This window comes from Sedimentimonas flavescens (genome assembly GCF_025154035.1).
GTDB lineage: Bacteria > Pseudomonadota > Alphaproteobacteria > Rhodobacterales > Rhodobacteraceae > Rhodobacter > Rhodobacter flavescens.
Window position 1 is genome coordinate 23948 of sequence record NZ_JAOALJ010000006.1, and the last position, 21833, is coordinate 45780.

General features: G+C 65.8%; 22 protein-coding genes. 14 read left to right on the plus strand and 8 right to left on the minus strand.

Annotated elements, in window-relative coordinates:
- Positions 1 to 60: 60 nt before the first annotated feature.
- Positions 61 to 951, plus strand: a complete 891-nt coding sequence (miaA, locus tag N3C64_RS11920) for a tRNA (adenosine(37)-N6)-dimethylallyltransferase MiaA (protein ID WP_260014623.1) — start codon at positions 61 to 63, stop codon at positions 949 to 951.
- Positions 952 to 1068: 117 nt separating this feature from the next.
- Positions 1069 to 1947 (plus strand): AraC family transcriptional regulator, encoded by an 879-nt coding sequence (locus tag N3C64_RS11925; RefSeq protein ID WP_260014624.1) that lies wholly within the window; start codon positions 1069 to 1071, stop codon positions 1945 to 1947.
- A 75-nt stretch (positions 1948 to 2022) separates the two neighbouring features.
- Here N3C64_RS11925 and adh read toward each other — a convergent pair whose 3' ends face one another.
- Together adh and N3C64_RS11935 are read right to left on the minus strand one after the other, a co-directional pair.
- Positions 2023 to 3549 carry an aldehyde dehydrogenase gene (gene adh, locus N3C64_RS11930; RefSeq protein ID WP_218629805.1) on the minus strand — a complete coding sequence of 509 codons (1527 nt, stop codon included), beginning with the start codon at positions 3547 to 3549 and terminating at the stop codon, positions 2023 to 2025.
- A gap of 180 nt (positions 3550 to 3729) precedes the next feature.
- Positions 3730 to 4632, minus strand: coding sequence for a LysR family transcriptional regulator (locus N3C64_RS11935; protein ID WP_260014626.1), 903 nt, complete (start codon positions 4630 to 4632; stop codon positions 3730 to 3732).
- Between the two features lie 100 nt (positions 4633 to 4732).
- Between N3C64_RS11935 and N3C64_RS11940 the strand changes: the two genes are divergently transcribed.
- Positions 4733 to 5737: a YeiH family protein gene (locus N3C64_RS11940; protein ID WP_260014628.1), complete on the plus strand. Its 1005-nt coding sequence runs from the start codon at positions 4733 to 4735 to the stop codon at positions 5735 to 5737.
- Here the strand turns inward: N3C64_RS11940 and N3C64_RS11945 are convergent.
- The 3 genes from N3C64_RS11945 to N3C64_RS11955 form a co-directional block, all read right to left on the minus strand.
- A complete protein-coding gene (locus tag N3C64_RS11945; protein ID WP_260014630.1) occupies positions 5734 to 6714 on the minus strand; it encodes a GAF domain-containing protein in 981 nt (326 codons plus the stop codon). The genes N3C64_RS11940 and N3C64_RS11945 overlap by 4 nt on opposite strands.
- 95 nt (positions 6715 to 6809) lie before the next feature.
- On the minus strand, positions 6810 to 7562 hold the full coding sequence (locus N3C64_RS11950) for an RlmE family RNA methyltransferase (protein WP_218629801.1): 753 nt from the start codon (positions 7560 to 7562) through the stop codon (positions 6810 to 6812).
- Positions 7559 to 8677, minus strand: coding sequence for a Ppx/GppA phosphatase family protein (locus N3C64_RS11955; protein ID WP_218629800.1), 1119 nt, complete (start codon positions 8675 to 8677; stop codon positions 7559 to 7561). The genes N3C64_RS11950 and N3C64_RS11955 overlap by 4 nt, the downstream gene beginning before the upstream one ends.
- Positions 8678 to 8941: 264 nt before the next feature.
- On the opposite strand from N3C64_RS11955, the gene N3C64_RS11960 reads away from it, so the two are divergent.
- The 11 genes from N3C64_RS11960 (at position 8942) to N3C64_RS12010 (ending at position 18422) form a co-directional block, all read left to right on the plus strand.
- Positions 8942 to 9253: a virulence factor gene (locus N3C64_RS11960; RefSeq protein WP_218629799.1), complete on the plus strand. Its 312-nt coding sequence runs from the start codon at positions 8942 to 8944 to the stop codon at positions 9251 to 9253.
- Positions 9254 to 9264: 11 nt separating this feature from the next.
- Positions 9265 to 10155, plus strand: a complete 891-nt coding sequence (locus N3C64_RS11965; protein ID WP_260014633.1) for a methylenetetrahydrofolate reductase — start codon at positions 9265 to 9267, stop codon at positions 10153 to 10155.
- 2 nt (positions 10156 to 10157) lie between these two features.
- On the plus strand, positions 10158 to 11135 hold the full coding sequence (locus N3C64_RS11970; RefSeq protein WP_218629797.1) for a methyltetrahydrofolate cobalamin methyltransferase: 978 nt from the start codon (positions 10158 to 10160) through the stop codon (positions 11133 to 11135).
- 256 nt (positions 11136 to 11391) lie between these two features.
- Positions 11392 to 12759 (plus strand): DUF2927 domain-containing protein, encoded by a 1368-nt coding sequence (locus tag N3C64_RS11975; protein WP_260014635.1) that lies wholly within the window; start codon positions 11392 to 11394, stop codon positions 12757 to 12759.
- Positions 12760 to 12788: 29 nt separating this feature from the next.
- Positions 12789 to 12953 carry a hypothetical protein gene (locus tag N3C64_RS11980; protein WP_218629796.1) on the plus strand — a complete coding sequence of 55 codons (165 nt, stop codon included), beginning with the start codon at positions 12789 to 12791 and terminating at the stop codon, positions 12951 to 12953.
- Between the two features lies 1 nt (position 12954).
- Positions 12955 to 14136 (plus strand): vWA domain-containing protein, encoded by a 1182-nt coding sequence (locus tag N3C64_RS11985; RefSeq protein WP_218629795.1) that lies wholly within the window; start codon positions 12955 to 12957, stop codon positions 14134 to 14136.
- Entirely contained in the window at positions 14133 to 14492 is a 360-nt protein-coding gene (locus N3C64_RS11990; RefSeq protein WP_260014638.1) for a hypothetical protein, read from the plus strand. Before N3C64_RS11985 ends, N3C64_RS11990 begins: the two co-directional genes overlap by 4 nt.
- Entirely contained in the window at positions 14489 to 15076 is a 588-nt protein-coding gene (locus N3C64_RS11995; RefSeq protein ID WP_260014640.1) for a DedA family protein, read from the plus strand. The genes N3C64_RS11990 and N3C64_RS11995 overlap by 4 nt, the downstream gene beginning before the upstream one ends.
- A gap of 31 nt (positions 15077 to 15107) precedes the next feature.
- A complete protein-coding gene (locus N3C64_RS12000; RefSeq protein ID WP_218629792.1) occupies positions 15108 to 15794 on the plus strand; it encodes a M48 family metallopeptidase in 687 nt (228 codons plus the stop codon).
- A 52-nt stretch (positions 15795 to 15846) separates the two neighbouring features.
- Positions 15847 to 17049, plus strand: coding sequence for an alpha/beta hydrolase family protein (locus N3C64_RS12005; protein ID WP_260014641.1), 1203 nt, complete (start codon positions 15847 to 15849; stop codon positions 17047 to 17049).
- On the plus strand, positions 17046 to 18422 hold the full coding sequence (locus N3C64_RS12010; RefSeq protein ID WP_260014642.1) for a cytochrome P450: 1377 nt from the start codon (positions 17046 to 17048) through the stop codon (positions 18420 to 18422). Before N3C64_RS12005 ends, N3C64_RS12010 begins: the two co-directional genes overlap by 4 nt.
- Here the strand turns inward: N3C64_RS12010 and N3C64_RS12015 are convergent.
- The 3 genes from N3C64_RS12015 to N3C64_RS12025 form a co-directional block, all read right to left on the minus strand.
- Entirely contained in the window at positions 18410 to 19879 is a 1470-nt protein-coding gene (locus N3C64_RS12015) for a carboxypeptidase M32 (protein ID WP_260014643.1), read from the minus strand. The two genes, N3C64_RS12010 and N3C64_RS12015, sit on opposite strands and share 13 nt — an antisense overlap.
- The gene (ctaA, locus tag N3C64_RS12020) at positions 19876 to 21018 is read right to left on the minus strand and encodes a heme A synthase (protein ID WP_260014644.1); all 1143 of its coding nucleotides are present in this window, start codon (positions 21016 to 21018) and stop codon (positions 19876 to 19878) included. Before ctaA ends, N3C64_RS12015 begins: the two co-directional genes overlap by 4 nt.
- Before the next feature lie 89 nt (positions 21019 to 21107).
- Positions 21108 to 21818, minus strand: coding sequence for a hypothetical protein (locus N3C64_RS12025; protein WP_260014645.1), 711 nt, complete (start codon positions 21816 to 21818; stop codon positions 21108 to 21110).
- Positions 21819 to 21833: the final 15 nt, after the last annotated feature.

The following is a 21833-nucleotide window of genomic DNA, read 5'->3' on the forward strand; positions in this document are numbered from 1 at the left end:
TGCGGCATGACCCGGGGATTTTGACGCAGCCTGCACAACCCACTGAAAAGACGTAAGGATATGAACGACAACCTGCCCCAGATCCGCTCCGATGCGCCGGTATTGATCGCCGGCGCCACTGCCAGCGGCAAATCCGCTCTGGCGTTGGAGATCGCGCGGGACGGCGGCGGGGTGATCGTCAATGCCGATGCGCTTCAGATCTGGTCCTGCTGGCGGGTGCTTTCGGCCCGCCCCTCGGTCGAGGACGAAACCAGCGCGCCGCATGTGCTTTATGGCCATAAGCAGCCGGGCGAGGACTGTTCGGTCGGGCACTGGCTACGCGAGGCGCAGCCCCTGATCGCGGCGCATCGCGCGGGTGGGCCGCGACCGATCATCGTGGGCGGCACCGGGCTTTACCTGACCGCGCTGACCGAGGGGCTGGCGGACATTCCCGCCACGCCGCCAGAGGTGCGCGCCGAGGCGGACGCGCGCCGTACCCGTGAGGGTCACGAGGCGATGCTGGCTGAACTGGACCCCGAGACGCGAGGCCGGGTTGATCCGCTCAACCCGATGCGGGTTCAGCGCGCATGGGAGGTGATGCGCGCGACCGGGCGCGGACTGGCCGCATGGCAGGACGACACGCCGCCGCCGCTGTTGCCGCTGTCCGATTGCGTGCCGCTGGTGATCGAGGCTGACCGCGACTGGCTGGCCGAGCGGATCGACTGCCGCTTCGATCTGATGCTGGAGCAAGGCGCCTTGGACGAGGTCCGCGCGATCCTGCCGATCTGGGACCGGGAGGCGCTTTGGGCAAAGGCGATCGGCGCGCCTGAACTGGTCGACTATCTGCGCGGCGACTGCGATCTTGACGAGGCTCGCGCCCGTGCGCAGGCCGCTTCGCGCCAATATGCCAAGCGCCAGCGTACTTGGTTTCGTGCCCGAATGCGGGACTGGCACAAGATCGTGCGACCCTGAGGAGAACCGGCAACGCTCCGCCAATGCTTGGCGAAATCTGTTGGAAATAAGGGGCTTCGCGCCTATTCTTCAGAAAAAATCGAGCACGCCAGACCGGCCCCAGCGAAAGTCCGACCGTTGAAACTGTTCAGCGCACCGCCCCTGTCGCAATTTGCGAAACCCAAGACGCAGGCAGCGACCGCACCCACGGCGCGCGCCACTACCCTGCCCGAGACGCCCTCGGACATCCGCGTCATGCCGATCACGCGCCTTGCCCATGGTGGGCGCTGGCGGGTCGAGGCGATGCGCGCGCTTTCCGAGCCGTGCCTGCTGTGGTTCACCCGTGGTCAGGGCCGCATCACCATTGGCGGCGTCACGCGCGGCTATGGCCCGCACAACGCGATCTTCATCCCCGCCGGGGTCATGCATGGCTTCGAGATCAGCCAGCAGACCCATGGCGTGGCGCTGTTCTTCGGGCGCGACCATGGCGTCACCCTGCCCCATGCGACGCATCACCTGCGCATCCGCGAGAACTCGCGCCAGGTTGAGCTATCGGGCATTCTCGACTCGGTCCAGCGTGAGATGAACAGCGACAGCCCCGGATCAGACCGCGCGGCCAAGCACTATCTTGGCTTGCTCAGCGTCTGGCTTGAGCGGCAGTTGGGCACCGCGGCGGACGAGGCGCCGAAACCCTCGGCTGCCAAGCGGCTGGTGGCGCGCTACGCCGCCCTGCTGGAACGCGATTTCCGCACGGGTCACGGAGTGGCCGATTTCGCCGCCGAACTGGGGGTGACTCCGACGCATCTGACGCGCTCGTGCCGGGCCACCTGCGGACGCGCGGCCTCTGACCTGCTGCAAGACCGCAAGATGTTCGAGGCCCGCCGCCTGTTGGTCGACACGCGCCTGCCGGTCAAGGAGATCTCGAATTCGCTCGGCTTCACCAGCCCGGCCTATTTCACCCGCGCCTTCCAGACCAAGATCGGCAAGACGCCCTCGCAGTTCCGCCGCACGGGTTAACCCCTTCTTTCTTCCGCCTTGCCAAGCAAAAGGGCCGCCCCGTAAGGGACGGCCCAGTAGCCGGGCGAGGAGGTATTAGAAGAAGCCCAGCTTGTTCGGGTTGTAGCTGACCAGCATGTTCTTGGTCTGCTGGTAGTGGTCGAGCATCATCTTGTGGGTCTCACGACCGATGCCCGACTGCTTGTAGCCGCCGAAAGCCGCGTGTGCCGGATAGGCGTGGTAGTTGTTCACCCAGACACGACCGGCCTGGATGTGACGGCCGAAGCGGTAGCAGGTGTTGATATCGCGCGACCACACGCCAGCGCCCAGGCCATACATGGTGTCGTTGGCGATGTGCAGCGCCTCTTCCTCGTCCTTGAAGGTGGTCACCGAGACGACCGGCCCGAAGATCTCTTCCTGGAACACGCGCATCTTGTTGTGGCCCTTGAGGATCGTCGGCTGGATGTAGAAGCCGTTCGCCAGATCGCCGTTGAAGCGCGCCGCATCACCGCCGCAAAGAACCTCGGCACCTTCCTCCTTGCCGATCTGCAGGTAGGACAGGATCTTGTCTTGCTGCTCCTGGCTGGCCTGCGCGCCGACCATGGTTTCCATCAGGCGCGGATCGCCCTGCTTGATGGCGTTCACGCGGGCAATGGCGCGCTCCATGAAGGCTTCGTAGATGTCTTCCTGGATCAGCGCGCGCGACGGGCAGGTGCAGACCTCGCCCTGGTTGAAGGCGAACAGAACGAAGCCTTCGACCGCCTTGTCAAGGAACGCATCGTCCTTGGCCATCACGTCCGAGAAGAAGATGTTCGGCGACTTGCCGCCCAGTTCCAGCGTGACCGGGATCAGGTTCTCGGTCGCGGCTTGCATGATCTTGCGGCCGGTCGCGGTCGAGCCGGTGAAGGCGATCTTGGCGATGCGCGACGATTTGGCCAGCGGCGCGCCAACCTCGGCGCCATAGCCGTTGACGACGTTCAGCACGCCCGGGGGCAGCAGGTCGGCGATCAGCTCGACCAGAACCATGATCGCGGCCGGGGTCTGCTCGGCGGGCTTCAGCACGATGCAGTTACCGGCGGCCAGCGCCGGGGCAAGTTTCCACGCCGCCATCAGGATCGAGAAGTTCCACGGGATGATCTGGCCAACGACGCCGAGCGGCTCGTGGTAGTGATAGGCAACGGTGTCGTTGTCGATTTCCGACATCGAGCCTTCCTGGCTGCGCAGCACGCCCGCGAAGTAGCGGAAGTGGTCAACCGACAGCGGGATGTCGGCGAAGGTGGTTTCGCGGATCGGCTTGCCGTTGTCCCAGGTCTCGGCGGCGGCGAGCAGGTCGAGGTTCGCCTCAAGCACATCGGCGATCTTCAGCAGGACGCTCGATCGATGCGCGGCCGAGGTGGTGCCCCAGCCCTCTTTCGCGGCATGGGCGGCATCGAGCGCCAGCTCGACATCGGCCGCGTCGGAACGGGCGACTTCGCAGACCTTCTCGCCCGAGATCGGGGTGACGTTGTCGAAGTAGCGGCCGTTGACCGGCGCCACGAACTTGCCGCCGATGAAGTTGTCGTAACGCGCCTTGAACGGCGAAACATGAACGCCCTGGAATTCGGAAGCCATATCATTGGCCATGGTTTTATCCTCCCTCAGTGACGGACCCTCCATGGGCCCGGGACGAGTTGAGGCTGTGGCATCGGGCCCAATCTGAATAGCAGGGCTGCACCTGCGGCATGGCCCGACTGTCTCAGGGGCGAGACAGTTGCAGCCGCAGAAACCCGGAATTCTGCAGGGGATTCATCTTTAGTCGCGGGATCAGGCGCGGGTTTCGCGCATCTCGTCGATCAACGTGAGCATCGCGCTGACCGCGCGGGTCCGGTGGCGCTCGGGGTGCGAGAGGACAACGAAGGGCCGCTCGGGGCGCGCATCTCCCGCCAGTCGATGCACCGCCAGCCCCTGCCCGCGCCCGGCCCCCACCGCCCGCGCCGAGACAACAGCGACCGAGCGGCTTGCGGCGACGGCGGCCAGAACGGCCTCGTTCGAGGGGAGTTCCAGCACGACCTCAAGCTGCGCGACCGTCAGCCCAAGGGTCGCCAGATGCGCCTCGAAGACCGAGCGCGTGCCCGAGCCCGTCTCGCGCAGGATCCAGCGCAGCGCCGGATAATCTGACGCGCCGGGCGCCGGGCGGGTGGCAAGCGGATTGTCCTGCGCCATGATCAGCACCAGTTCATCGCGCGCAACCACCTGACGGCGCAGATCGCTTGGCGGAAGATCCCCCTCAACAAAGCCCAGATCGGCTGCCCCCTCGGTCACGGCCTGCGCGGCCTGATGCGTGTTGCCGACGCTCAGCGTGACCTCGATCCCCGGATGGCGTTCGCGCAGCGCCACAAGGCGCGCGGGCAGCCAGTAGCTTGCGACCGACTGGCTGGCGAAGATGCGCAGATGCCCGCGCGTCTGGCTGGCCAGATCGTCCAGCATCAGCCGCGCCGATTCCGCCTGACTGAGCACCGCACGCGCGGCGGGAATGAAGCTGCGGCCTTCTTCGGTCAGCTCGATCCCGCGCCCGACACGGTCGAACAGCCGCACCCCGTGCTGCGCCTCAAGCGCGGCAATAGCCGCAGAGACGGCGGACTGCGTCAGGCCAAGCGCCTGAGCCGCGCGGGTCATATGTCCGCGCTCGGCCACCGCCAGGAAGATGCGAAGTTGATCAAGGGTCATACGTAATTCATTCACAATTCCGATTAATTAAGCAAGAATAATAAATTGGATTGAATGACCATGCCTGCACCATGATGGCTCTACCCTGACGGAGCCGATCATGTCCCAGACCACCGCCCTTCCCGCCCCTCTGCTTTCCCGGCTCGCGCCGGGCTTGGCGCTTGCTGCCGGAATCGCTGCGGTTGCAACACTGGCGCAGCAGGCCTCTGGCATCGCGGCGCTGAACCCGATGGTACTGGCGATGCTGGCGGGCATCCTTATCCGCAATGCGCGCGGTGTGCCCGGCGCGGCGGCACCCGGCATCGCCTTCGCGCTGCGGCCCGTGTTGCGCGCCGGGATCGTGCTGCTCGGCTTTCGCCTGACGCTTGAACAACTGGTCGAGGTCGGCGTCCCGGGGCTAATGGCCATTGCCCTGACGCTGGTTGCGACCTTCCTGTTCACCAAGGCGGCTGGCCATGTGCTTGGCGTGGATCGGAAGTTGTCCGAGCTGATCGCCGCGGGCAGCGCCGTCTGCGGCGCCTCCGCGGTGCTGGCGGTGAACACCGTCACCCGCGCGCGCGATGAGGACGCGGCCTATGCCATCGCCTGTGTCACCGTCTTCGGCACGCTTTCGATGTTGGGCTTTCCGCTGCTCGCAGGAGTGTTGCATCTGGCCGCCGAACCCTATGGCCTCTGGGCGGGCGCCAGCATCCACGAGGTCGCGCAGGCGGTCGGCGCTGCCTTCGCGCAGGGAGAGGCTGCGGGTCAGGCCGGAACCGTCGCCAAGCTGAGCCGGGTGATGCTGCTCGCGCCCCTGATCCTCAGCCTTGGCGCGCTCGCGCGTCGCTCGGGGCGCTGCGAGGCCACGGGGCGCGCACCGATGCCGTGGTTCGTTCTGGGCTTCGTGGGCGCGGTCGCGCTGAACTCCGCCGCGATCCTGCCCGACGCGCTGCACGGCCCGATTGCCAGCACCTCTGCCTTCCTACTGACCACTGCGCTGGCCGCGATGGGGCTGGAAACCGATATTGGCAAGCTGCGCCTCAAGGGCCTGCGGCCGCTGGCACTGGGTGCGCTGGCTTGGGTCTTCGTCTCGGTGACGGGGCTCGGGCTGGTTCTGGCGCTCTAGACCTCGAGCCCAAGCGCCTTGGCCTTGCGATAGAAGGTCGCGCGGCCAATCCCCAGATCGCGCGCAGCCGCCGAGACATTGCCGCCATTGCGCGCCAAGGCCCGTGCCATCGCGGCCCGCTGCGCCTCGTCCAGGCCGCTCAGCGTCTCGCGACGTCCAAGATCGAAAAGGTCGTTCGCGGGAAGACGACCGATCTGGTTCTCCTCGATCCCCAGATGGCGCCGCGCCGCGCGGGTGGCGCCGATCACCAGATCGTCGCGGTCCAGCGCCAAGAGCATCACCCCCTGCGGCGCGCTTTCACCCGCGCCGGTCGAGAGGATTCGCGCCCCCTCGTAAGACGCGCGGAACAGATCGGCTTCGATGCGCTGCGCCGCGTCCTGCACCGTCAGCGCGACAAGGCGCGCATAGCCCTCGGTCATATCCGCGCGGGCGGAGCTTACGTCGATCACGCCAGCCAACTCGCCCGAGGCCCCGAAGACCGGCGCACCCATGCAGGTCAACCCGGTGTTGGTCGAGCGGAAATGCTGGTCGCGCCAGACGACGACAGGCCGCCCCTCGGCCAGACAGGTGCCGATACCGTTCGTGCCCTCGGCCCCTTCGGACCAGTCCGACCCCGGCACGAGGTTCGACGCATGGAAATGCCCGCGGTCGCCGTCGCGCACCCGTTCATCCAGCACCAGCCCGTCCGCATCCGACAGCAGCACCGAGCACCCCGCATCGCAGGCCGCGCGGGCCAGCCGGTCCAGCACCGGTGCCGCAATCTGCACCAGCAGGCCCGACTCCTCGCGCCGCGCGCGCATTTCGGGCTGCGAGAGGCGCTCCAGCGCGCGGTGCTGACCGGGGTCGAGCTTGTGATGGATCATCGAGCGGCGCCAGCTTGCCGCAAAACCCGCGCGCCCGAGGGCGGCGGAGGAGGCAACGACCGAGCGCACGATCTCGACGTGATTACGTGCCGCGTTCCGATTATGCGACGTCATGGCGAAAGCCTCCCCTCTCTCTGACCCGTCCCGGACCAGAGATTAGCCAGTTCCAGCCGCGGCGCAACGCCGTAGGTCGCAGATCGTGTTAGACCTTAGTCCTCGGCACTCGGGGCGCCTTCCTCGTGGCGCTTGCCACGGAAACCCTGCGCAACGACGAATTTCTCGGAACTATCCTTGCGCGAGGCCGGCGGCTTGACGTTGGCGACCTTGTCGAAGTTCTTCTTGAGAACGGTCAGCAATTCCTGCTCAGCCCCGCCCGCCAGAACCTTGGCGACGAAGGTGCCGCCCTCTTCCAGCACGTCGAAGGCGAAATAGGCGGCGGCCTCGCAGAGCGAGATGATGCGCAGGTGATCGACCTGTTGGTTGCCCGAGGCCGAAGCCGCCATGTCCGACATCACCACATCGGCCTTGCCGCCCAGCCAATCCTTGACGCGCTGCTCGGCCCCCTCTTCAAGAAAATCGAGCTGATGGATCTCGGCACCGGCGATCGGCGTGACCTCTTGCAGGTCCACCCCCAGCACGGTCCCGACCTTCTTGCCCGACTTCTCGCCCAGAGCATTCACCCGCTTGACCGCGACCTGGCACCAGCCGCCGGGCGCACAGCCAAGGTCCACCACCCGCGCGCCGGGCACGAGGAAGCGGTATTTCTCGTCCAGTTCAAGGATCTTGTAGGCGGCGCGGCCGCGATAGCCCTCTTTCTTGGCGCGCACCACATAGGGGTCGTTCAGTTGCCGCTCCAGCCAGAGCGTCGAGCTGAGCTTGCGCCCCTTGGCGGTCTTGACGCGCACCCGCAGGTCGCGCTGGCCACGGCCAGAGGTATTCTTGCCGGTGGGGGTCTTGGTCATTTGATCGGTCCCAATTCTTCGAGCACGCCATCGGCGGCCATTTGTGCGTAAAGCAGCCCTTCGCGCAGTCCGCGGTCGGCCACCGACATCCGGTTGGTCGGCCAGACCCGCATCAGGGCTTGCAAGATTGCCGCGCCCGACATGATCAGCGTGTGCCGGTCACGCCCGATGCGCGGGTCGGCCCGGCGCCCCTCGGGGCCGAGCGAAAGGAAGCTGCGGATCACGGTGTCGATCTGGTCCGAGGTCATCGTCAGACCATCGACCCGCGTGCGGTCGTAGCGTTTCAGCCCCAGATGGCAGGCGGCCACCGTTGTCACGGTTCCCGAGGTACCGATGATCTGAAAGCCCTCATGCGGGCTGCCAAGGCTGTAGGGCGAGAAATCGGCAAGCTTCTCCTCGAAGAACCAGCTCATCAGGGCAAAGCGCGCGGCGTCATCCTCGACATCGCCGAACTGGTCCTTGAGTGTCGCCACGCCAAGCGGAACCGAGATCCAGTCGACCACGCGGGCGGCAGGCTCGGGGCCCTCGGGCTGATTGAAGCCGCCCGACAGGCGCATGATGGCCCGCGCGCGCTCGACCGGTGGCACATGCGAGATGTCGATCCACACCAGTTCGGTCGAGCCGCCGCCGATATCCACGACCAGAAGCTGCTCGGTGCGCGCATTGACCAGCGAAGCGCAGGAGATCACCGCAAGCCGCGCCTCTTCTTCAGGCGGGATGATTTCCAGCGGCAGGCTGGTTTCACGCCGCACGAAGCGGATGAAATCACGCGCGTTACCGGCACGGCGGCACGCCTCGGTCGCGACAAGGCGCATCCGCTTGACGCCATGTGACTCGATCTTGCGACGGCAGATTTGCAGGGCCTGAACCGTGCGCGCCATAGAACTGCGCGAAAGCCGGCCCGAGGCCTCAAGGCCCTGACCCAGCTGAACAGCTTTCGAGAAGCTGTCGATGACCTGAAACTGATTGCCCTTCGGTCGGGCGATCAGCATCCGGCAACTGTTGGTGCCAAGATCGAGCGCAGCATAAAGCTCGCCCTTCTCGGCGGTTTGGGTCGCGGTCGGCTCAACCGTTTTCGGGAACGCGCCCGCGGACCGGGGACGCCTGGGCGCCATTATTCACGCCCTCCGATTTCAAGTTACCCTCAAGGTAGCGGCTTGCACGTCACGGTTCAAGGTGTCGTATCCGTGTCGGCGCCCTTTCACGCCATGAGGCATCCTCATCTTTATGATGCGAATTTTTCCGATCCCCTGCGGTGGCAAGAAAGCCGCGCTTTGGCTAAGCAAATGCAGCGAGGTCGCCAACCCCTCGTCAAATGTCGAAATCCGTCATCGGGCGCGTCGCATCCGGGCGTATCTGTTGAGAGAGAGGGAATCATCATGGCAGAGATCACGATCGTCTTCTGGCGCGACATCCCGGCACAGATCATCGCCGGGAAAGGGCGGCGCGGGGTCAAGAAGCCCCTGCCCGAGCGCTTCGAACAGGCTATCGACCGCTGCGCAATGAAGATCGGCGCCCGTGATAGCGACGCCTATCTGGCCGAGTGGCGCAAAGTCGTCATGGGGCTGCGCGAAGGCTCGGACGAAGAGGCCGCCGAGGCCGAGCTCGCCCGGATTCTCTCTGACTACGACGCGGCGCGCATCGCCGCGCTGATCAACAACGACGGCTGGGAAGCTTCCCCGCCTGCCTGACGGAGAGAGGAATGGCGCTTTTGAACTTCCGCCGCGAGCCCGAAGCCCCCACCAACGGGGTCGTGACCGCCTTCCTGGAAGGCTTCTCGATCGAGGTAATGCCGCGCACCGCGTCCAAGATCGACGATTTCCGGCCGCTCCTGCCCAAGGGCACGCGCGTCTATATCGCGCATATCGAAGGCACGCCGATCGAAGAGATGCTCGCCACGGCCAAGCGCCTGCGCGAGGAAGGCTTCGAGCCGATGCCGCATTTCCCGGCGCGCATCATCAAGGACGAGGCCACGCTGAACGACTGGGTCACCCGCTACAAGGGCGAGGCTGGTGTGCATCAGGCGCTTCTGCTCGGTGGCGGCGTCAAGAATCCGGCGGGCAGTTTCGACAACTCGATGCAGTTGATCGAAAGCGGCGCCTTCAACGGCTTCTCGCGCCTGCACATCGCCGGCCACCCGGAAGGCAACCGCGACATCGACGCCGATGGCGGCGACCGCGTGGTGATGGAGGCCCTGCGCTGGAAGCAGGCCTATTCCGAGCGCACCGATGCCGACATGGCGATCGTCACGCAATTCGCCTTCGAGGCCAAGCCGATCATCGCCTGGGCCGACCACCTGGCCGCCAATGGCATCCACATGCCGATCCATATCGGCGTCGCGGGCCCGGCCAAGCTGCAAACGCTGCTCAAATTCGCCATCGCCTGCGGCGTCGGCCCCTCGCTGCGCGTGCTGCAGAAGCGCGCCAAGGACGTGACCAAGCTGCTCATGCCCTTCGAGCCGACCGAACTGGTGGCCGAACTTGCCGCCCACAAGGCCGCCAATCCGAACTTCGGTATTGAGGCCGTGCATTTCTTCCCCCTCGGGGGTATCACGACCAACGCGACCTGGATCGCGGACCACACGAAAGGCTGATCATGACCCGCACCGTAATCGAGTCCAAAACCAAGACTGTCGTGATCGGCTTTGACGAGCCCTTCTGCGTCATCGGTGAGCGGATCAACCCCACCGGCCGCAAGAAGCTGGCCGCCGAGCTGGAAATGGGCGACTTCACGACCGTCGAAAAGGACGCGCTGGAGCAGGTTGCCTGCGGTGCGACGGTGCTCGACATCAACTCGGGTGCGGTATTCTCGAACAAGATGGCCGAAGACCCGCGCTATGCCGACAACAACTTTGTCGAGCCGCCGCTGATGGCCGAACTGATCGCCCGCGTTCAGGCGATCACCGACGTGCCGCTGTGCATCGACAGCTCAGTCCCCGCCGCGCTGGCCGCGGGCCTAGAGGCCGCCGAGGGCCGCCCGCTGCTGAACTCGGTCACCGGCGAGGAAGAGCGTCTGGAACTGGTTCTTCCGCTGGTCAAGAAATACAACGTTCCGGTCGTGGCGATCTCGAACGACGATACCGGCATTTCGGAAGACCCCGACGTGCGCTTTGCCGTCGCCAAGAAGATCGTTGAGCGCGCCGCCGATTTCGGCATTCCCGCGCATGACATCGTGGTTGACCCGCTGGTGATGCCAGTGGGTGCGATGGCCACGGCGGGCCGTCAGGTCTTCACGCTGGTGCAGCGCCTGCGCACCGAACTGGGCGTGAACACCACCTGCGGCGCTTCGAACATCTCGTTCGGCTTGCCCAACCGTCACGGCGTCAACGCGGCCTTCCTGCCCATGGCGATTGGCGCGGGCATGACCTCGGCCATCATGAACCCGGTCCGCAGCCAGGAGATGGAGGCCATCCGCGCCGCCAACCTGCTGATGGATCACGACGCCAACGGCACCGACTGGATCAAGCTGGCCAAGGTGCTTGAAGCCATGAAGGAAGGTGCGAGCTTCGCCGAAGCCTCGGCCGCAGCAGCGGCGGCTGGCGGTGGCCGCGGTCGGCGCCGCGCACGGGGCTGATCCCTCGCGTTCTTCATGAATCGAACACGACGCCCCGAGGATAACCTCGGGGCGTCGTGCTTTTGTGCACACCGATCCGATGTGTCAGGCTTGACGATGGCAATGCGATGGTGGGAGGATCGGGGCAAGGACAGCCCCCGACGCAACCAATCACGATTTATCAGCGTGTTACGGGTCGCAATTAAACCGAAACTCAGATCCGGGCGGGATTGAATCGCATGGCAGTTCAGTGATCCAGCGCAGCTTCCCAAGGTTCTTGCAGCTCGCAGCAATTGCGATCACGCTTGCCGCCTGCGTGCCGCAGGGCGACAGGCAGCCCTCAACCCGCGCCAGTCAGCCGCGCCATGTCATCCCCGAGATCGGAGCGGATCTGATGGCCGCGCCCGCTGCGCCACGCGCGGCGATGCCTTCCAATGCCCAACTGGCGCGCGATTTCCTTGACCTGACCTTCGCGCTCGAAACCGGCCGCGATCTGACCTATTTCAGCCGCTTCGAGGGGCCCGTGTCGATCACCCTCGCCCCCGGCGCCCCCTCTGGCGCGCGCGAAGAGTTGGAGCGTCTGATCGCGCGACTGCGCAACGAAGCCGGGCTGAGCGTGACCACCGCACCCGGTCAGGCCAACCGCATCACGGTGGCCTTCGTCTCGGAGCGCCAGCTGCAATCGAGCGTCCCGAACGCGGCCTGTTTCGTCGCGCCCAATGTCGATGGCTGGGACGATTTCCGCCGCAACCGGCGCGGCGGAAGCACCGACTGGACTCAGGTTACGACGCGGCGCCTCGCCAGCGTGTTCATCCCCGCCAACGCGCCGCAGCAAGAGATCCGCGATTGCCTGCATGAAGAGCTCAGCCAGGCCCTCGGCCCGCTGAACGATCTCTATCGGCTGCCCTATTCGGTGTGGAATGACGACAACTTCCACACTGTGCTGACGCGCTTTGATATGCTGATCCTGCGCGCCTACAACGCCCCCGAACTGCGCTCCGGTATGACCGAAGGCGCGGTGGCCGCGCAACTTCCCACGGTTCTGGCCCGCATCAACCCCGGCGGCGGGCCGGTGTTCGAGACTTACTCAAGCCCTACCCCACGCGCCTATATCAGCGCCATCGAGGCTGCACTGGGTGCTCAGTCGAACCCCTCGCGGCGCCTTGGTTCGGCACAGGAGGCGCTCCGCATCGCCCGGGCCGAGGGCTGGCACGATACGCGCGCGGCCTTCGCCTGGTTCGCGCTTGGGCGCCTCGCGATGCGCGACGATCCGCAGGGGGCGGTGCAGGCGCTGTCGAACGCCCGCTCGGTCTACGCAGGCATTCCGGGCACCGCGATCCATATCGCCCATGTCGATGTGCAGCTTGCCGCCGTGGCGCTTGGCACCGGGCGCGCGGAGCAGGCGCTGACGCTCGCCGATCGTTCCCTTCCGGCGGTTCAGGCTGCGCAGAATGGCGCACTGATTGCGACCATCCAGCTGATCCGGGCCGAGGCACTTGCGCGCCTTGGACAACCCGAGGCGTCGCGGCAGGCGCGGCTCGACTCGGCCAACTGGGCGCGCTATGGCTTTGGTTCGGATGCAGCGGCACGTGCCCGGGCGACCGAAATCGCGCTACTGGCCAAGGCCGGCGCGCAGGTGAATTGAGCGGCGCTTGGCGCCCGCTAGGAGGCGGAATGATTGTTATCGCAGCGGTTCTGATCGGCGCGATCTGGGGCTACCGCAAGGCGGCCCGCGCGGGCGGAAACGGGTTCGACAAGGCGCAATATGCTGCCGTCCACGCGATTGCGCTTGGCGCCCTGGGCGTTATTGTCACAATCCTGATCGACCGGGCGATCTGAGATGTTCCTGCCGTTTTTCGATACGCTCAGACGCGCGGGGGTGCCGGTCTCCCTGCGCGAATATCTCAGCTTTCTCGAAGGGTTGGCAGCCGGTCTTTGCACCTATGACGTCGATGAGTTCTACTATTTCGCCCGCGCCGCGCTGGTCAAGGACGAGCGTTACCTGGACCGCTTCGACCGCGCATTTTCCGAGTCATTCCAGGGCCTTGAAGCCATAAGCTCAGATGACGTCCTGAATGCCGTCGATCTGCCCGAAGACTGGCTGCGCAAGCTGGCCGAGCGCCACATGACCGAGGAAGAAAAAGCGCAGATCGAGGCGCTTGGTGGGTTCGACAAGCTGATGGAGACGCTCAAGCAGCGCCTCGAAGAGCAGAAGGGCCGCCATCAGGGCGGCAACAAGTGGATCGGCACGGCCGGAACCTCGCCCTTCGGTGCCTATGGCTACAACCCCGAAGGCATCCGCATCGGGCAGCACGAGTCACGTCACAAGCGCGCCGTAAAGGTCTGGGACAAAAGAGAGTTCCGCGATTTCGACGACAACATCGAGCTTGGAACCCGCAACATCAAGGTCGCGCTCAAGCGGCTGCGGCAATGGGCGCGCCACGGCGCGGCGGAGGAACTCGACCTGCCCGGCACGATCCGCGCCTCGGCCGAGGCGGGATATATCGACGTCAAGACCCGGCCCGAGCGGCACAACGCCGTGAAGGTGGTGCTGTTTCTCGATGTCGGCGGCTCGATGGATGCCCATGTGAAGCTGGTCGAAGAGCTGTTCTCGGCCACCAAGGCCGAGTTCAAGCACCTCGAATACTGGTATTTCCACAATTGCCTCTACGAGGGCGTCTGGAAATCCAACCGCCGCCGTTGGGATGAGGTTACGCCCACCTGGGACGTGCTGCATCGCTATGGCCCTGACTACAAATGCATCTTCGTGGGCGATGCCTCGATGAGCCCCTATGAGATCACCCACGCAGGTGGCGCCAACGAGCACTGGAACCAGGAGGCAGGGCATCTGTGGCTGACCCGTGCGCGCGAGCAATGGCCCGACAATGTCTGGCTCAACCCCGAGCCGGAGCGGCTGTGGAACTATACCCAGTCCATCGGACTCATCCGCGAAATATTCGAGAACCGCATGTATCCGCTGACCCTTGAGGGGATCACCCGGGCGATGAAGGTGTTGGGATGAGGCGCCTGCGCCGCCTCTGGCACGAACAGCGCCTTGTTGTGATCGTTTTCGCGCTCGCGGTCGGGCTGACGCTGTTCTTCGGTGGCCGGATGGTGGCGCGCGCGATCTACTGGGCCGACCCGGAGCATCGCCAGCAGCACCCCGAAGCCTGGATGACTCCTCGCTACATCGCCCGAAGCTGGCATCTGCAGGTCGATCAGGTCGACGCCGTCATCGGCATCAGCAATGGCCCCGAGCTTGTCGGCTCAGGTCCGCCCACCTTGGAGCATATCGCCGAAGTGCTGAACGTGCCCGTTGCGGAGCTGATTGAAAAGCTCGACACGGCCCTGCCCCAACTGGCGACGCCGGATCGATGACAGGTGTGGGCGTCACCGACTGGCTGATGGCGCAGCTTCCGGTCTATGGGCCTTGGCTGCTTGGCATCACAACCTTCCTCAGCTGCCTTGCGATCCCGGTTCCGTCTTCGCTGATGATGATCACCTCGGGCGCCTTCGTTGCCTCGGGCGATCTGCAACTGGCTAGCGTGGCGGGGGCGGCCTACGTTGGGGCGGTCGTCGGCGATCAGGCTGGCTTCTGGGTCGGGCGGCGCGCGCAGAGGGTGCTGCCAAGCCCCGAGACCAAGCGCGGCAAGCTGGTAGCGAGCGCGCTCAACCAGCTTGAGAAGAAAGGTGCCATTGCGGTTTTCCTCTCGCGCTGGATGTTCTCTGCGCTCGGCCCCTGGGTCAATCTGGCAGCCGGGGCCTCGGGTTATGCCCATCCCCGCTTCAGCCTTGCTGGCGCCCTGGGCGAGGCCGTCTGGGTCTCGCTTTACGTGGGGCTTGGGATCGTCTTCGGTGCCAATCTGGATGCCGCAGCGGATCTGGCGGCGAACGCGCTTGGCTTCCTCGCAGCGGGCGCGCTGGCCGTGGCGCTTGGCTGGTGGCTCTGGCGGCATCGTTGACCGCATCGCCCCCGCGCCCCATATTCTGCCCATGCTCCGCTTTCTTCCCTTCATCCTGCTGATCGCCTACGGCCTGGCGCTGTGGCACTTCTCGGCTTGGTCGCTCAAGCGCCAGCTGGATCAAAACTCACGCCGCCTGCGCGACACGCGGCTGCAGCCGGTGCTCGACCGGCTGGCCGAGGCGCTTGGTGTGCCCGACCTGCCCGTCCACGTCTTTCAGATCGCCCCTGTGAACGGGCTTGCCGCGCCCGACGGGCGGATCTTCCTGACCGAAGGCTTCATGGAGAAATACCGCGCAGGCGAGGTGACCCCCGAAGAGATCGGCTCGGTCGTGGCGCATGAGTTGGGTCACGTCGCCCGCGGCCATTCGCGGCGGCGGATGATCGATTTTTCCGGCCAGAACGCCCTGCGCATCTTGCTGATGACGCTGCTTGGCCGCTTGCTGCCCTTCATCGGTATCTGGATCGCCAATGTGCTGACGACAGCCTTGGCCGCGCGCCTCAGCCAGCGCGATGAATTCGAGGCGGACGAGTTCGCCTCGGCCCTGCTAATCAAGGCCGGGATCGGAGTCGAGCCGCAGATCTCGCTGTTCGAGAAACTCGACGCACTGACCAAGAACCCCGGAGAGGGCGTCCCCGCCTGGCTTCTGACCCACCCCAAGACGCCACGACGCGTCGCGGCGATCAAGGCCAATGCGCAGCGGTGGGGTGCCGCGTAACGGCTTACCTTCGCCGCGCGCTTCCGCTACGGTCCCGCGAAACGAGGCCGTCATGAGTGAAACCGCCCCCAAACGCGTGCGCCGGCGCCGGGTGTTCTACATCCCCGGCTACGACCCCTTTCCCCCGCGCCGCTACCGCGAGCTTTACCGCAGCGAAAGCGCCCGGCAGGCCGCGATCTCGGGCTACCAGATCGCGCTTTCGCCCGCGCGCGAGGGCGGATCGCATGGCTGGCAGGTGCAATCGACGCAAGACGGCAACACGGTCGAGACCGAGTTCGAGGTGCTGCTGTGGTCCGATATCGTGCGTGGCTCGATGGGTGCCTCGATCCCGGCAACCTACGGGCAGTTGCTGCGCACCGCTTGGATCTACACCACGAGCGGCGCGCTGTTTCGCCTGATGCGGCTGCGCAAGGGGCCGATCATCGCGGCGCTTTATCCGGTGGCGGCCCTGCTGTTGCAGGCCATGATCGCCATGGCGCTTGGTTGGGCTGCGGCGGCACTGACGTGCGGTCTGCTTGGCGCGATCCCCGCCGCTCTCATTGGCCTTGCGGCTGCGGCGCTTCTCCTGAGATGGTTCCGCGCGATGGATCGCCATGTCTTCGCCTATTACCTCATGCATGACTTCGCCTTCTCGGCGCGCTGGCGCGGTGCCTACCCGCCCGAGCTTGAGGCCCGGATGGCGCTATTCCGCGACACCATCGCCCGCGCCCTGCTTGAGGATTGGGACGAGGTGCTTGTGGTCGGCCACAGCTCGGGCGCGCATCTGGCCGTGTCGATCCTGTCCGACCTTCTGCGCGCGGACGGTAAGCCCACCGGTCTGTCGCTGCTGACACTCGGCCAAGTCGTGCCGATGATTTCCTTCCTGCCCGATGCGCAGCGTCTGCGGCGCGACCTAGCCTTTCTGTCAGCACACAAGGATATCGCCTGGGTCGACGTCACCGCGCCAGGCGATGGCTGCGCCTTTGCGCTCTGCGATCCAGTCAAGGTATCGGGCGTCGTGCCCGAAGATCAGCGCTGGCCGCTGATCCTGTCGGCGGCCTTCACGCAGACGCTTGCGCCCGAGACATGGGCCCGTCTGCGCTGGCGCTTTTTCCGGCTGCATTTTCAGTATCTTTGCGCTTTTGAGCAGCCGCACGACTACGACTATTTCCGTATCACCGCAGGCCCAGAAACCCTCGGGGATCGCTTCGCCGGTCGCGCGCCTTCGAAAAGCCGGATCGAGCATCCCGTTAACCGCCATACCTCGCTCGCATGACCCTGCCGCCCAAACCCGCCGCCCGCCCCGATCGCGTCTCGCTCTGGCGCTACCTGCGGCTGTTTCGGCAAGACATCCTCTCGGCACAGCCCGCGCGCCTTTACCGCGCATGGATGGCCGAGTTCCGCACCCCCTTCTTCCGCTCCTACCTGTGCAACGACCCCGAGCTTGTCTCCCGCGTCCTCAAGGACCGCCCGCAGGACTTCCCCAAGTCGAACCGGATCCGTGAGGGGCTCCGGCCGCTTCTGGGCAACAGCGTCTTCCTGACCAATGGCGAGACATGGGCGCGCCAGCGCCGCATCATCGACCCGGCCTTCGAGGGCGGCAAGCTGCGCGACAGCTTCCCCGCGATGTGGCAAGCAGGCGCGGCCAGCGTCGCGCGACTGCACCTTAAGATCGACAAGCAGGCGATTGATATTGAAGAGGAAACATCGCACGTCGCGGCAGATGTGATCTTTCGCACTCTGTTCTCGATCCCGATCGAGGATGAAACCGCCTCGGCGGTCTTTCACGCCTTCCGCGCGCATCAGCGCACCGCGCCGGTGCTGAACCTCGGGGCATTTTTCCCGCTGCCGCGCTGGTTTCCGCGCTTTCACGCACACAAGACCAAGGCCACCGCGCAGCACATTCGCCGCCTCATCACCCACCTGACCGCCGAACGCGCGCAGCAGATCACCGAAGGCACCGCCCCCGAGGATCTGGCCACCAAGATCATGACAACGCCCGACCCCGAGACCGGGCGCGGCTTCGACACAGATGATATGGTCGATCAGGTCGCGATCTTCTTTCTGGCGGGGCATGAGACCTCGGCCTCGGCGCTGGCCTGGGCGCTTTACTTGCTGGCGCTTTACCCGGAATGGCAGGAGCGCGTCGCCGAAGAAGCAAGCGCGCTCGACACCGCGCCGGGCGACTTCGCCGTCTTTGGCGCGCTACGCCTGAGCCGAGCGGTGTTTCGCGAGGCGCTGCGCCTCTACCCGCCCGTGCCGATGCTCGTGCGTGAGGCCACCTGCCCCGAGACCTTCCGCGAACGTCCGATCCGCCCCGGCGACCAGATCGTCATCAGCCCTTGGCACCTGCACCGCCACGAACGCATCTGGGACGCGCCCGACGCCTTCGACCCCACCCGGTGGGAGACCGAGAACGCCCGGACCGCCGCACGCTGCGCCTATCTGCCGTTTTCCACTGGCCCGCGCGTCTGCCCCGGCGCGGGCTTTGCCATGGCCGAGGGGCCGCTGCTACTGTCGATGATCGCGCGGGATTTCGTGCTGGAGCCGGTCGCGGGACGCACCCCCGTCCCCATCGCGCAACTCACGGTGCGCGGCAAGGACGGGATATGGCTGCGGCTGACGCCGCGCCGTGCTCAGAGGCCGTAGATCGCGCCGAACTTCTCTTCGAGGTAGTCCAGCAGCGGCTCTTCGCGTGGGGCGAAGCCGCAGGCGTGCTCGATCGTCTCGCGCGGCGGGCGCAGGCCGCCGAAGCACTGCAGATTGTCGCGCAGCCAGTCGGTAGCGGGCTTGGCCGAGCCTTCGGCCAGCGCCGCGTCGATCCCCTGAACCGCGCTGCGCATCGCCTTGTTGAGGCAGCCCGCATAGACATTGCCAAGGCTATAGGTCGGGAAATAGCCAAACAGGCCCACCGACCAATGCACATCCTGCAAGAACCCGTGCGAGGGCCGGTCAACCTTGACGCCGAAATCGGCCTCGAACCGGGCATTCCAGGCCTCTTCGAGATCCGCGACCTCAAGATTTCCGGCGATCAGTTCACGCTCCAGATCAAAGCGCATCATGATGTGCAGGTTATAGTGCAGCTCATCCGCCTCGGTGCGGATGTAACCCGGATTGACCCGGTTCACGCAGGCGTAGAACGCGTCGGGGCTATCGACGCCGAAATCGCCGAAGGCATCGACCATGCGCGTGTACAGCCAACCCGCGAACGCGGCCGAGCGGCCCAGTTGGTTCTCGTAGATCCGGCTCTGGCTTTCGTGAACCCCCATCGACACCCCACGCCCGAGCGGCGAGAACAGGTGCTGCCGGTCGATACCCTGCTCGTAGCAGGCATGGCCGGTTTCGTGGATGGTCGAATAGATGCAGTTGAACGGGTCGCTCTCGACGACGCGGGTGGTGATACGCACATCGTTGCCCGAGCCGGAGCAGAACGGATGCACCGCCATATCAAGGCGCCCGCGCGTCCAGTCATAACCAAAAGCCGCCGCCGCCGTGCGCGCAAGGCGCAGTTGCGTGGCCTCGGGGAAGACGTGGTCAAGCTTGGCCACCTTGCGATCGGCGCCAAGCACCTTTTCGCGCAGGGCCACCAGACGCGGACGCATCCGGTCGAACATCTCGCCAAGCTCGCCATGCGTCACACCCGGCTCGTAATCATCGACCAGCGCGTCGTAGAGATCGCCTTCGGAGAGGCAGGCGGCTTGCTCGCGCTTGAGGCGCACGACCTCTTCGAGCGTGGGCAGGAAGGCCGAGGGGTCTTCGGCGGCGCGGGCCTCGGCCCAGATCCCCTGACTGAGCGAGGTCAGGCGCGCAAGCTCGCTGGCCAGTCGCGCGGGGATGCGGGTCTCTCGGTTGTAGCTGCGCGCCACAAGGTCGATGAAACGCGCCTCTTCGGGGGTTTTCGCCTCGGCGCGGGTTAGCCAAACCTCGATCCGCGGATTGGTCCGGCGCGCGTGCAGAACCGATTCAAGCGCGGCCATTTCTTCGGCGCGCTGTTCGACAGAGCCGCGCGGCATCATGGTTTCCTGGTCCCAGCCAAGACGCTCCGAGATATGCGACAGCGCCTCGGTCTCGCGTTGATAGGCGATGAGTTCCTGAAAAGCTGTCATTTCGACCCCCGGATTGATTGCACGACAGGCGTGCGGGCAAGGTGTTGGGCGCGGATGGTCAGCACCCACAGGACGACCGCACCCAATTGATGCGCCAGCCCCAGCCCCATCGGCGCTGCATGCATCACCGTGACGATGCCAAGCGCAACTTGCAACAGCAGCATCGCGCCGACCCAGGCGAAGGCGGTTTGCGTGACGGCATGAGCCGAGCGGCGCCCGCGAAATGCCACGAACAGCCCGAAGGCCAGCAGCAAATAGCCCGCCATGCGGTGAATGAACTGCACAAGGGCCGGATTTTCAAAGAAATTCGTCCAGAGCGGCGTATAGGCGAACGCCTCGGACGGGAAGAACTCTCCCCCCATCAGCGGCCAGTCGATATAGCCACGCCCGGCGTCGATCCCGGCGGTCAGCGCCCCCAGAAGGATCTGAACGAAGGCAAGATGCCGCACCCCGGTGGCAAGACCGGCCAGCGCCGGCTCGCCCACGCGGCGCGATTGCATCAGGTCGGACTCGCTGCGCGCTAGGGTGAAGGCGTAAGAGGCGATCAGCCCAAGGATGGCGAAGGCAAGCCCCAGATGGATCGCGAGGCGATAAGAGGCGACCGAGGTCATCTTGCCTTCCAGCCCCGAGGCCACCATCCACCAGCCAATCGCGCCTTGCAGCCCGCCCAGAACGCCAAGCCCAAGCAGGCGCGGTGCCCATCCCTTGGGGATGCGTTTGGTCACCCAGAAGCCAAGGAAGCCCGCCGCCCAGACCAGCCCGATCACGCGACCGAGCTGACGATGGCCCCATTCCCACCAGTAGATACCCTTGAACTCGGGTAGGGTCATATTCGGGTTTTGCAGGGTAAATTGCGGAATCTGCTGATATTTTTGGAATTCCGCCTGCCAGTCCGCCTCGGACATCGGCGGCAGGGCGCCGGTCACGGGCTTCCATTCGGTGATCGACAACCCGGCGTCCGACAGGCGCGTAGCCCCACCAACGCCGATCATCACCACCACCAGCGCAAACAGCACGAAGAGCCACAGTCGGATCGCCGCGCGCGCGCCCTTGGGACGCTGGTCGATCATGCCGCCGCGTGGCGCGGGCGCGGCACCGGCCTGCCCCACCTCTTCGAAAATGCTGCGCTTCTGGCTCATCCGTGCCTCCCTCTGGCTCAGGCCGAACCTAGGCCGCTGCCGGGGCAGGAGCAAGAGGGAGCGGGCCGCCCGAAGCAGGCTTTGCGGCCTCAGGGAAGCCGCCGCCCCGCCGCCAGTTCGGAGCGGATCTGCGCAAGCCCGCCATTCGCTTCGGCCCAAAGCAGGACGGCGCAAGCGGCCTGCGCATAAAGCGTCGGGTCGCGGGCCGCCTGACGCGCCCATGAACGTGGGGTTCTTGGCAGATCGGCGGCTGGAGGAACAAGGCAGCGGCCTCGCCCGAAACCCGGGTGCAGATACTGCGGATCGTTCGAGATCAGGACCGAGAGCCCCTCATCGAACCAGGTCGCCATGCGACCGGTGATCTGCGCAAAGATACCAAGGCGCGCGTGGGTCTCGGTATGGGCGAATTCATGGGTCAGCACGACTGGCGACAGCCCGCTTGGCGCGATACGCACGACCGAGCGCGCGCCGAGCGAGTAGGTCACCGCCGCAGCCCCGCGCCCGCCAAGGCGCCGGTCGCAAGCTTCGCTCATACAGGCCAGAACGATCAGCCGGGCCTGCGGTGCACCGTAAAAGGTCGCGACCCGCCCGCGCGCGGCCCGGATCTGCGCGGCCAGCGCCGCGCGCGCATGTTCGGGCATCTCGGCCTCGACCCAAAGGCCCGCCTCTGCGCGCTCAAGCCCCGCGCAGGGTGGGCAGGCCGCGCCGCGCAGCACTGGGAAAAACCACATAAGCGCCAGCAGCCCGAGGGCCGCGCCGCTCAGCAAGGCGATCAGGACTGTCCGCAAAGGCCGCATCATTTGCCCACTCTGGTC

Excerpts from the sequence above, each read along its gene's own strand:
- N3C64_RS11965 (WP_260014633.1), top strand. The coding sequence starts at position 9,265 with ATGGCGCTTTTGAACTTCCGCCGCGAGCCCGAAGCCCCCACCAACGGG.
- N3C64_RS12010 (WP_260014642.1), top strand. The coding sequence starts at position 17,046 with ATGACCCTGCCGCCCAAACCCGCCGCCCGCCCCGATCGCGTCTCGCTC.
- miaA (WP_260014623.1), top strand. The coding sequence starts at position 61 with ATGAACGACAACCTGCCCCAGATCCGCTCCGATGCGCCGGTATTGATC.
- N3C64_RS11970 (WP_218629797.1), top strand. The coding sequence starts at position 10,158 with ATGACCCGCACCGTAATCGAGTCCAAAACCAAGACTGTCGTGATCGGC.
- N3C64_RS11950 (WP_218629801.1), bottom strand. The coding sequence starts at position 7,562 with ATGACCAAGACCCCCACCGGCAAGAATACCTCTGGCCGTGGCCAGCGC.
- N3C64_RS12015 (WP_260014643.1), bottom strand. The coding sequence starts at position 19,879 with ATGACAGCTTTTCAGGAACTCATCGCCTATCAACGCGAGACCGAGGCG.
- adh (WP_218629805.1), bottom strand. The coding sequence starts at position 3,549 with ATGGCCAATGATATGGCTTCCGAATTCCAGGGCGTTCATGTTTCGCCG.
- ctaA (WP_260014644.1), bottom strand. The coding sequence starts at position 21,018 with ATGAGCCAGAAGCGCAGCATTTTCGAAGAGGTGGGGCAGGCCGGTGCC.
- N3C64_RS12000 (WP_218629792.1), top strand. The coding sequence starts at position 15,108 with ATGCTCCGCTTTCTTCCCTTCATCCTGCTGATCGCCTACGGCCTGGCG.
- N3C64_RS11990 (WP_260014638.1), top strand. The coding sequence starts at position 14,133 with ATGAGGCGCCTGCGCCGCCTCTGGCACGAACAGCGCCTTGTTGTGATC.
- N3C64_RS11980 (WP_218629796.1), top strand. The coding sequence starts at position 12,789 with ATGATTGTTATCGCAGCGGTTCTGATCGGCGCGATCTGGGGCTACCGC.
- N3C64_RS11960 (WP_218629799.1), top strand. The coding sequence starts at position 8,942 with ATGGCAGAGATCACGATCGTCTTCTGGCGCGACATCCCGGCACAGATC.
- N3C64_RS11995 (WP_260014640.1), top strand. The coding sequence starts at position 14,489 with ATGACAGGTGTGGGCGTCACCGACTGGCTGATGGCGCAGCTTCCGGTC.
- N3C64_RS11940 (WP_260014628.1), top strand. The coding sequence starts at position 4,733 with ATGTCCCAGACCACCGCCCTTCCCGCCCCTCTGCTTTCCCGGCTCGCG.
- N3C64_RS11985 (WP_218629795.1), top strand. The coding sequence starts at position 12,955 with ATGTTCCTGCCGTTTTTCGATACGCTCAGACGCGCGGGGGTGCCGGTC.
- N3C64_RS12005 (WP_260014641.1), top strand. The coding sequence starts at position 15,847 with ATGAGTGAAACCGCCCCCAAACGCGTGCGCCGGCGCCGGGTGTTCTAC.
- N3C64_RS11935 (WP_260014626.1), bottom strand. The coding sequence starts at position 4,632 with ATGACCCTTGATCAACTTCGCATCTTCCTGGCGGTGGCCGAGCGCGGA.
- N3C64_RS11945 (WP_260014630.1), bottom strand. The coding sequence starts at position 6,714 with ATGACGTCGCATAATCGGAACGCGGCACGTAATCACGTCGAGATCGTG.
- N3C64_RS11955 (WP_218629800.1), bottom strand. The coding sequence starts at position 8,677 with ATGGCGCCCAGGCGTCCCCGGTCCGCGGGCGCGTTCCCGAAAACGGTT.
- N3C64_RS12025 (WP_260014645.1), bottom strand. The coding sequence starts at position 21,818 with ATGATGCGGCCTTTGCGGACAGTCCTGATCGCCTTGCTGAGCGGCGCG.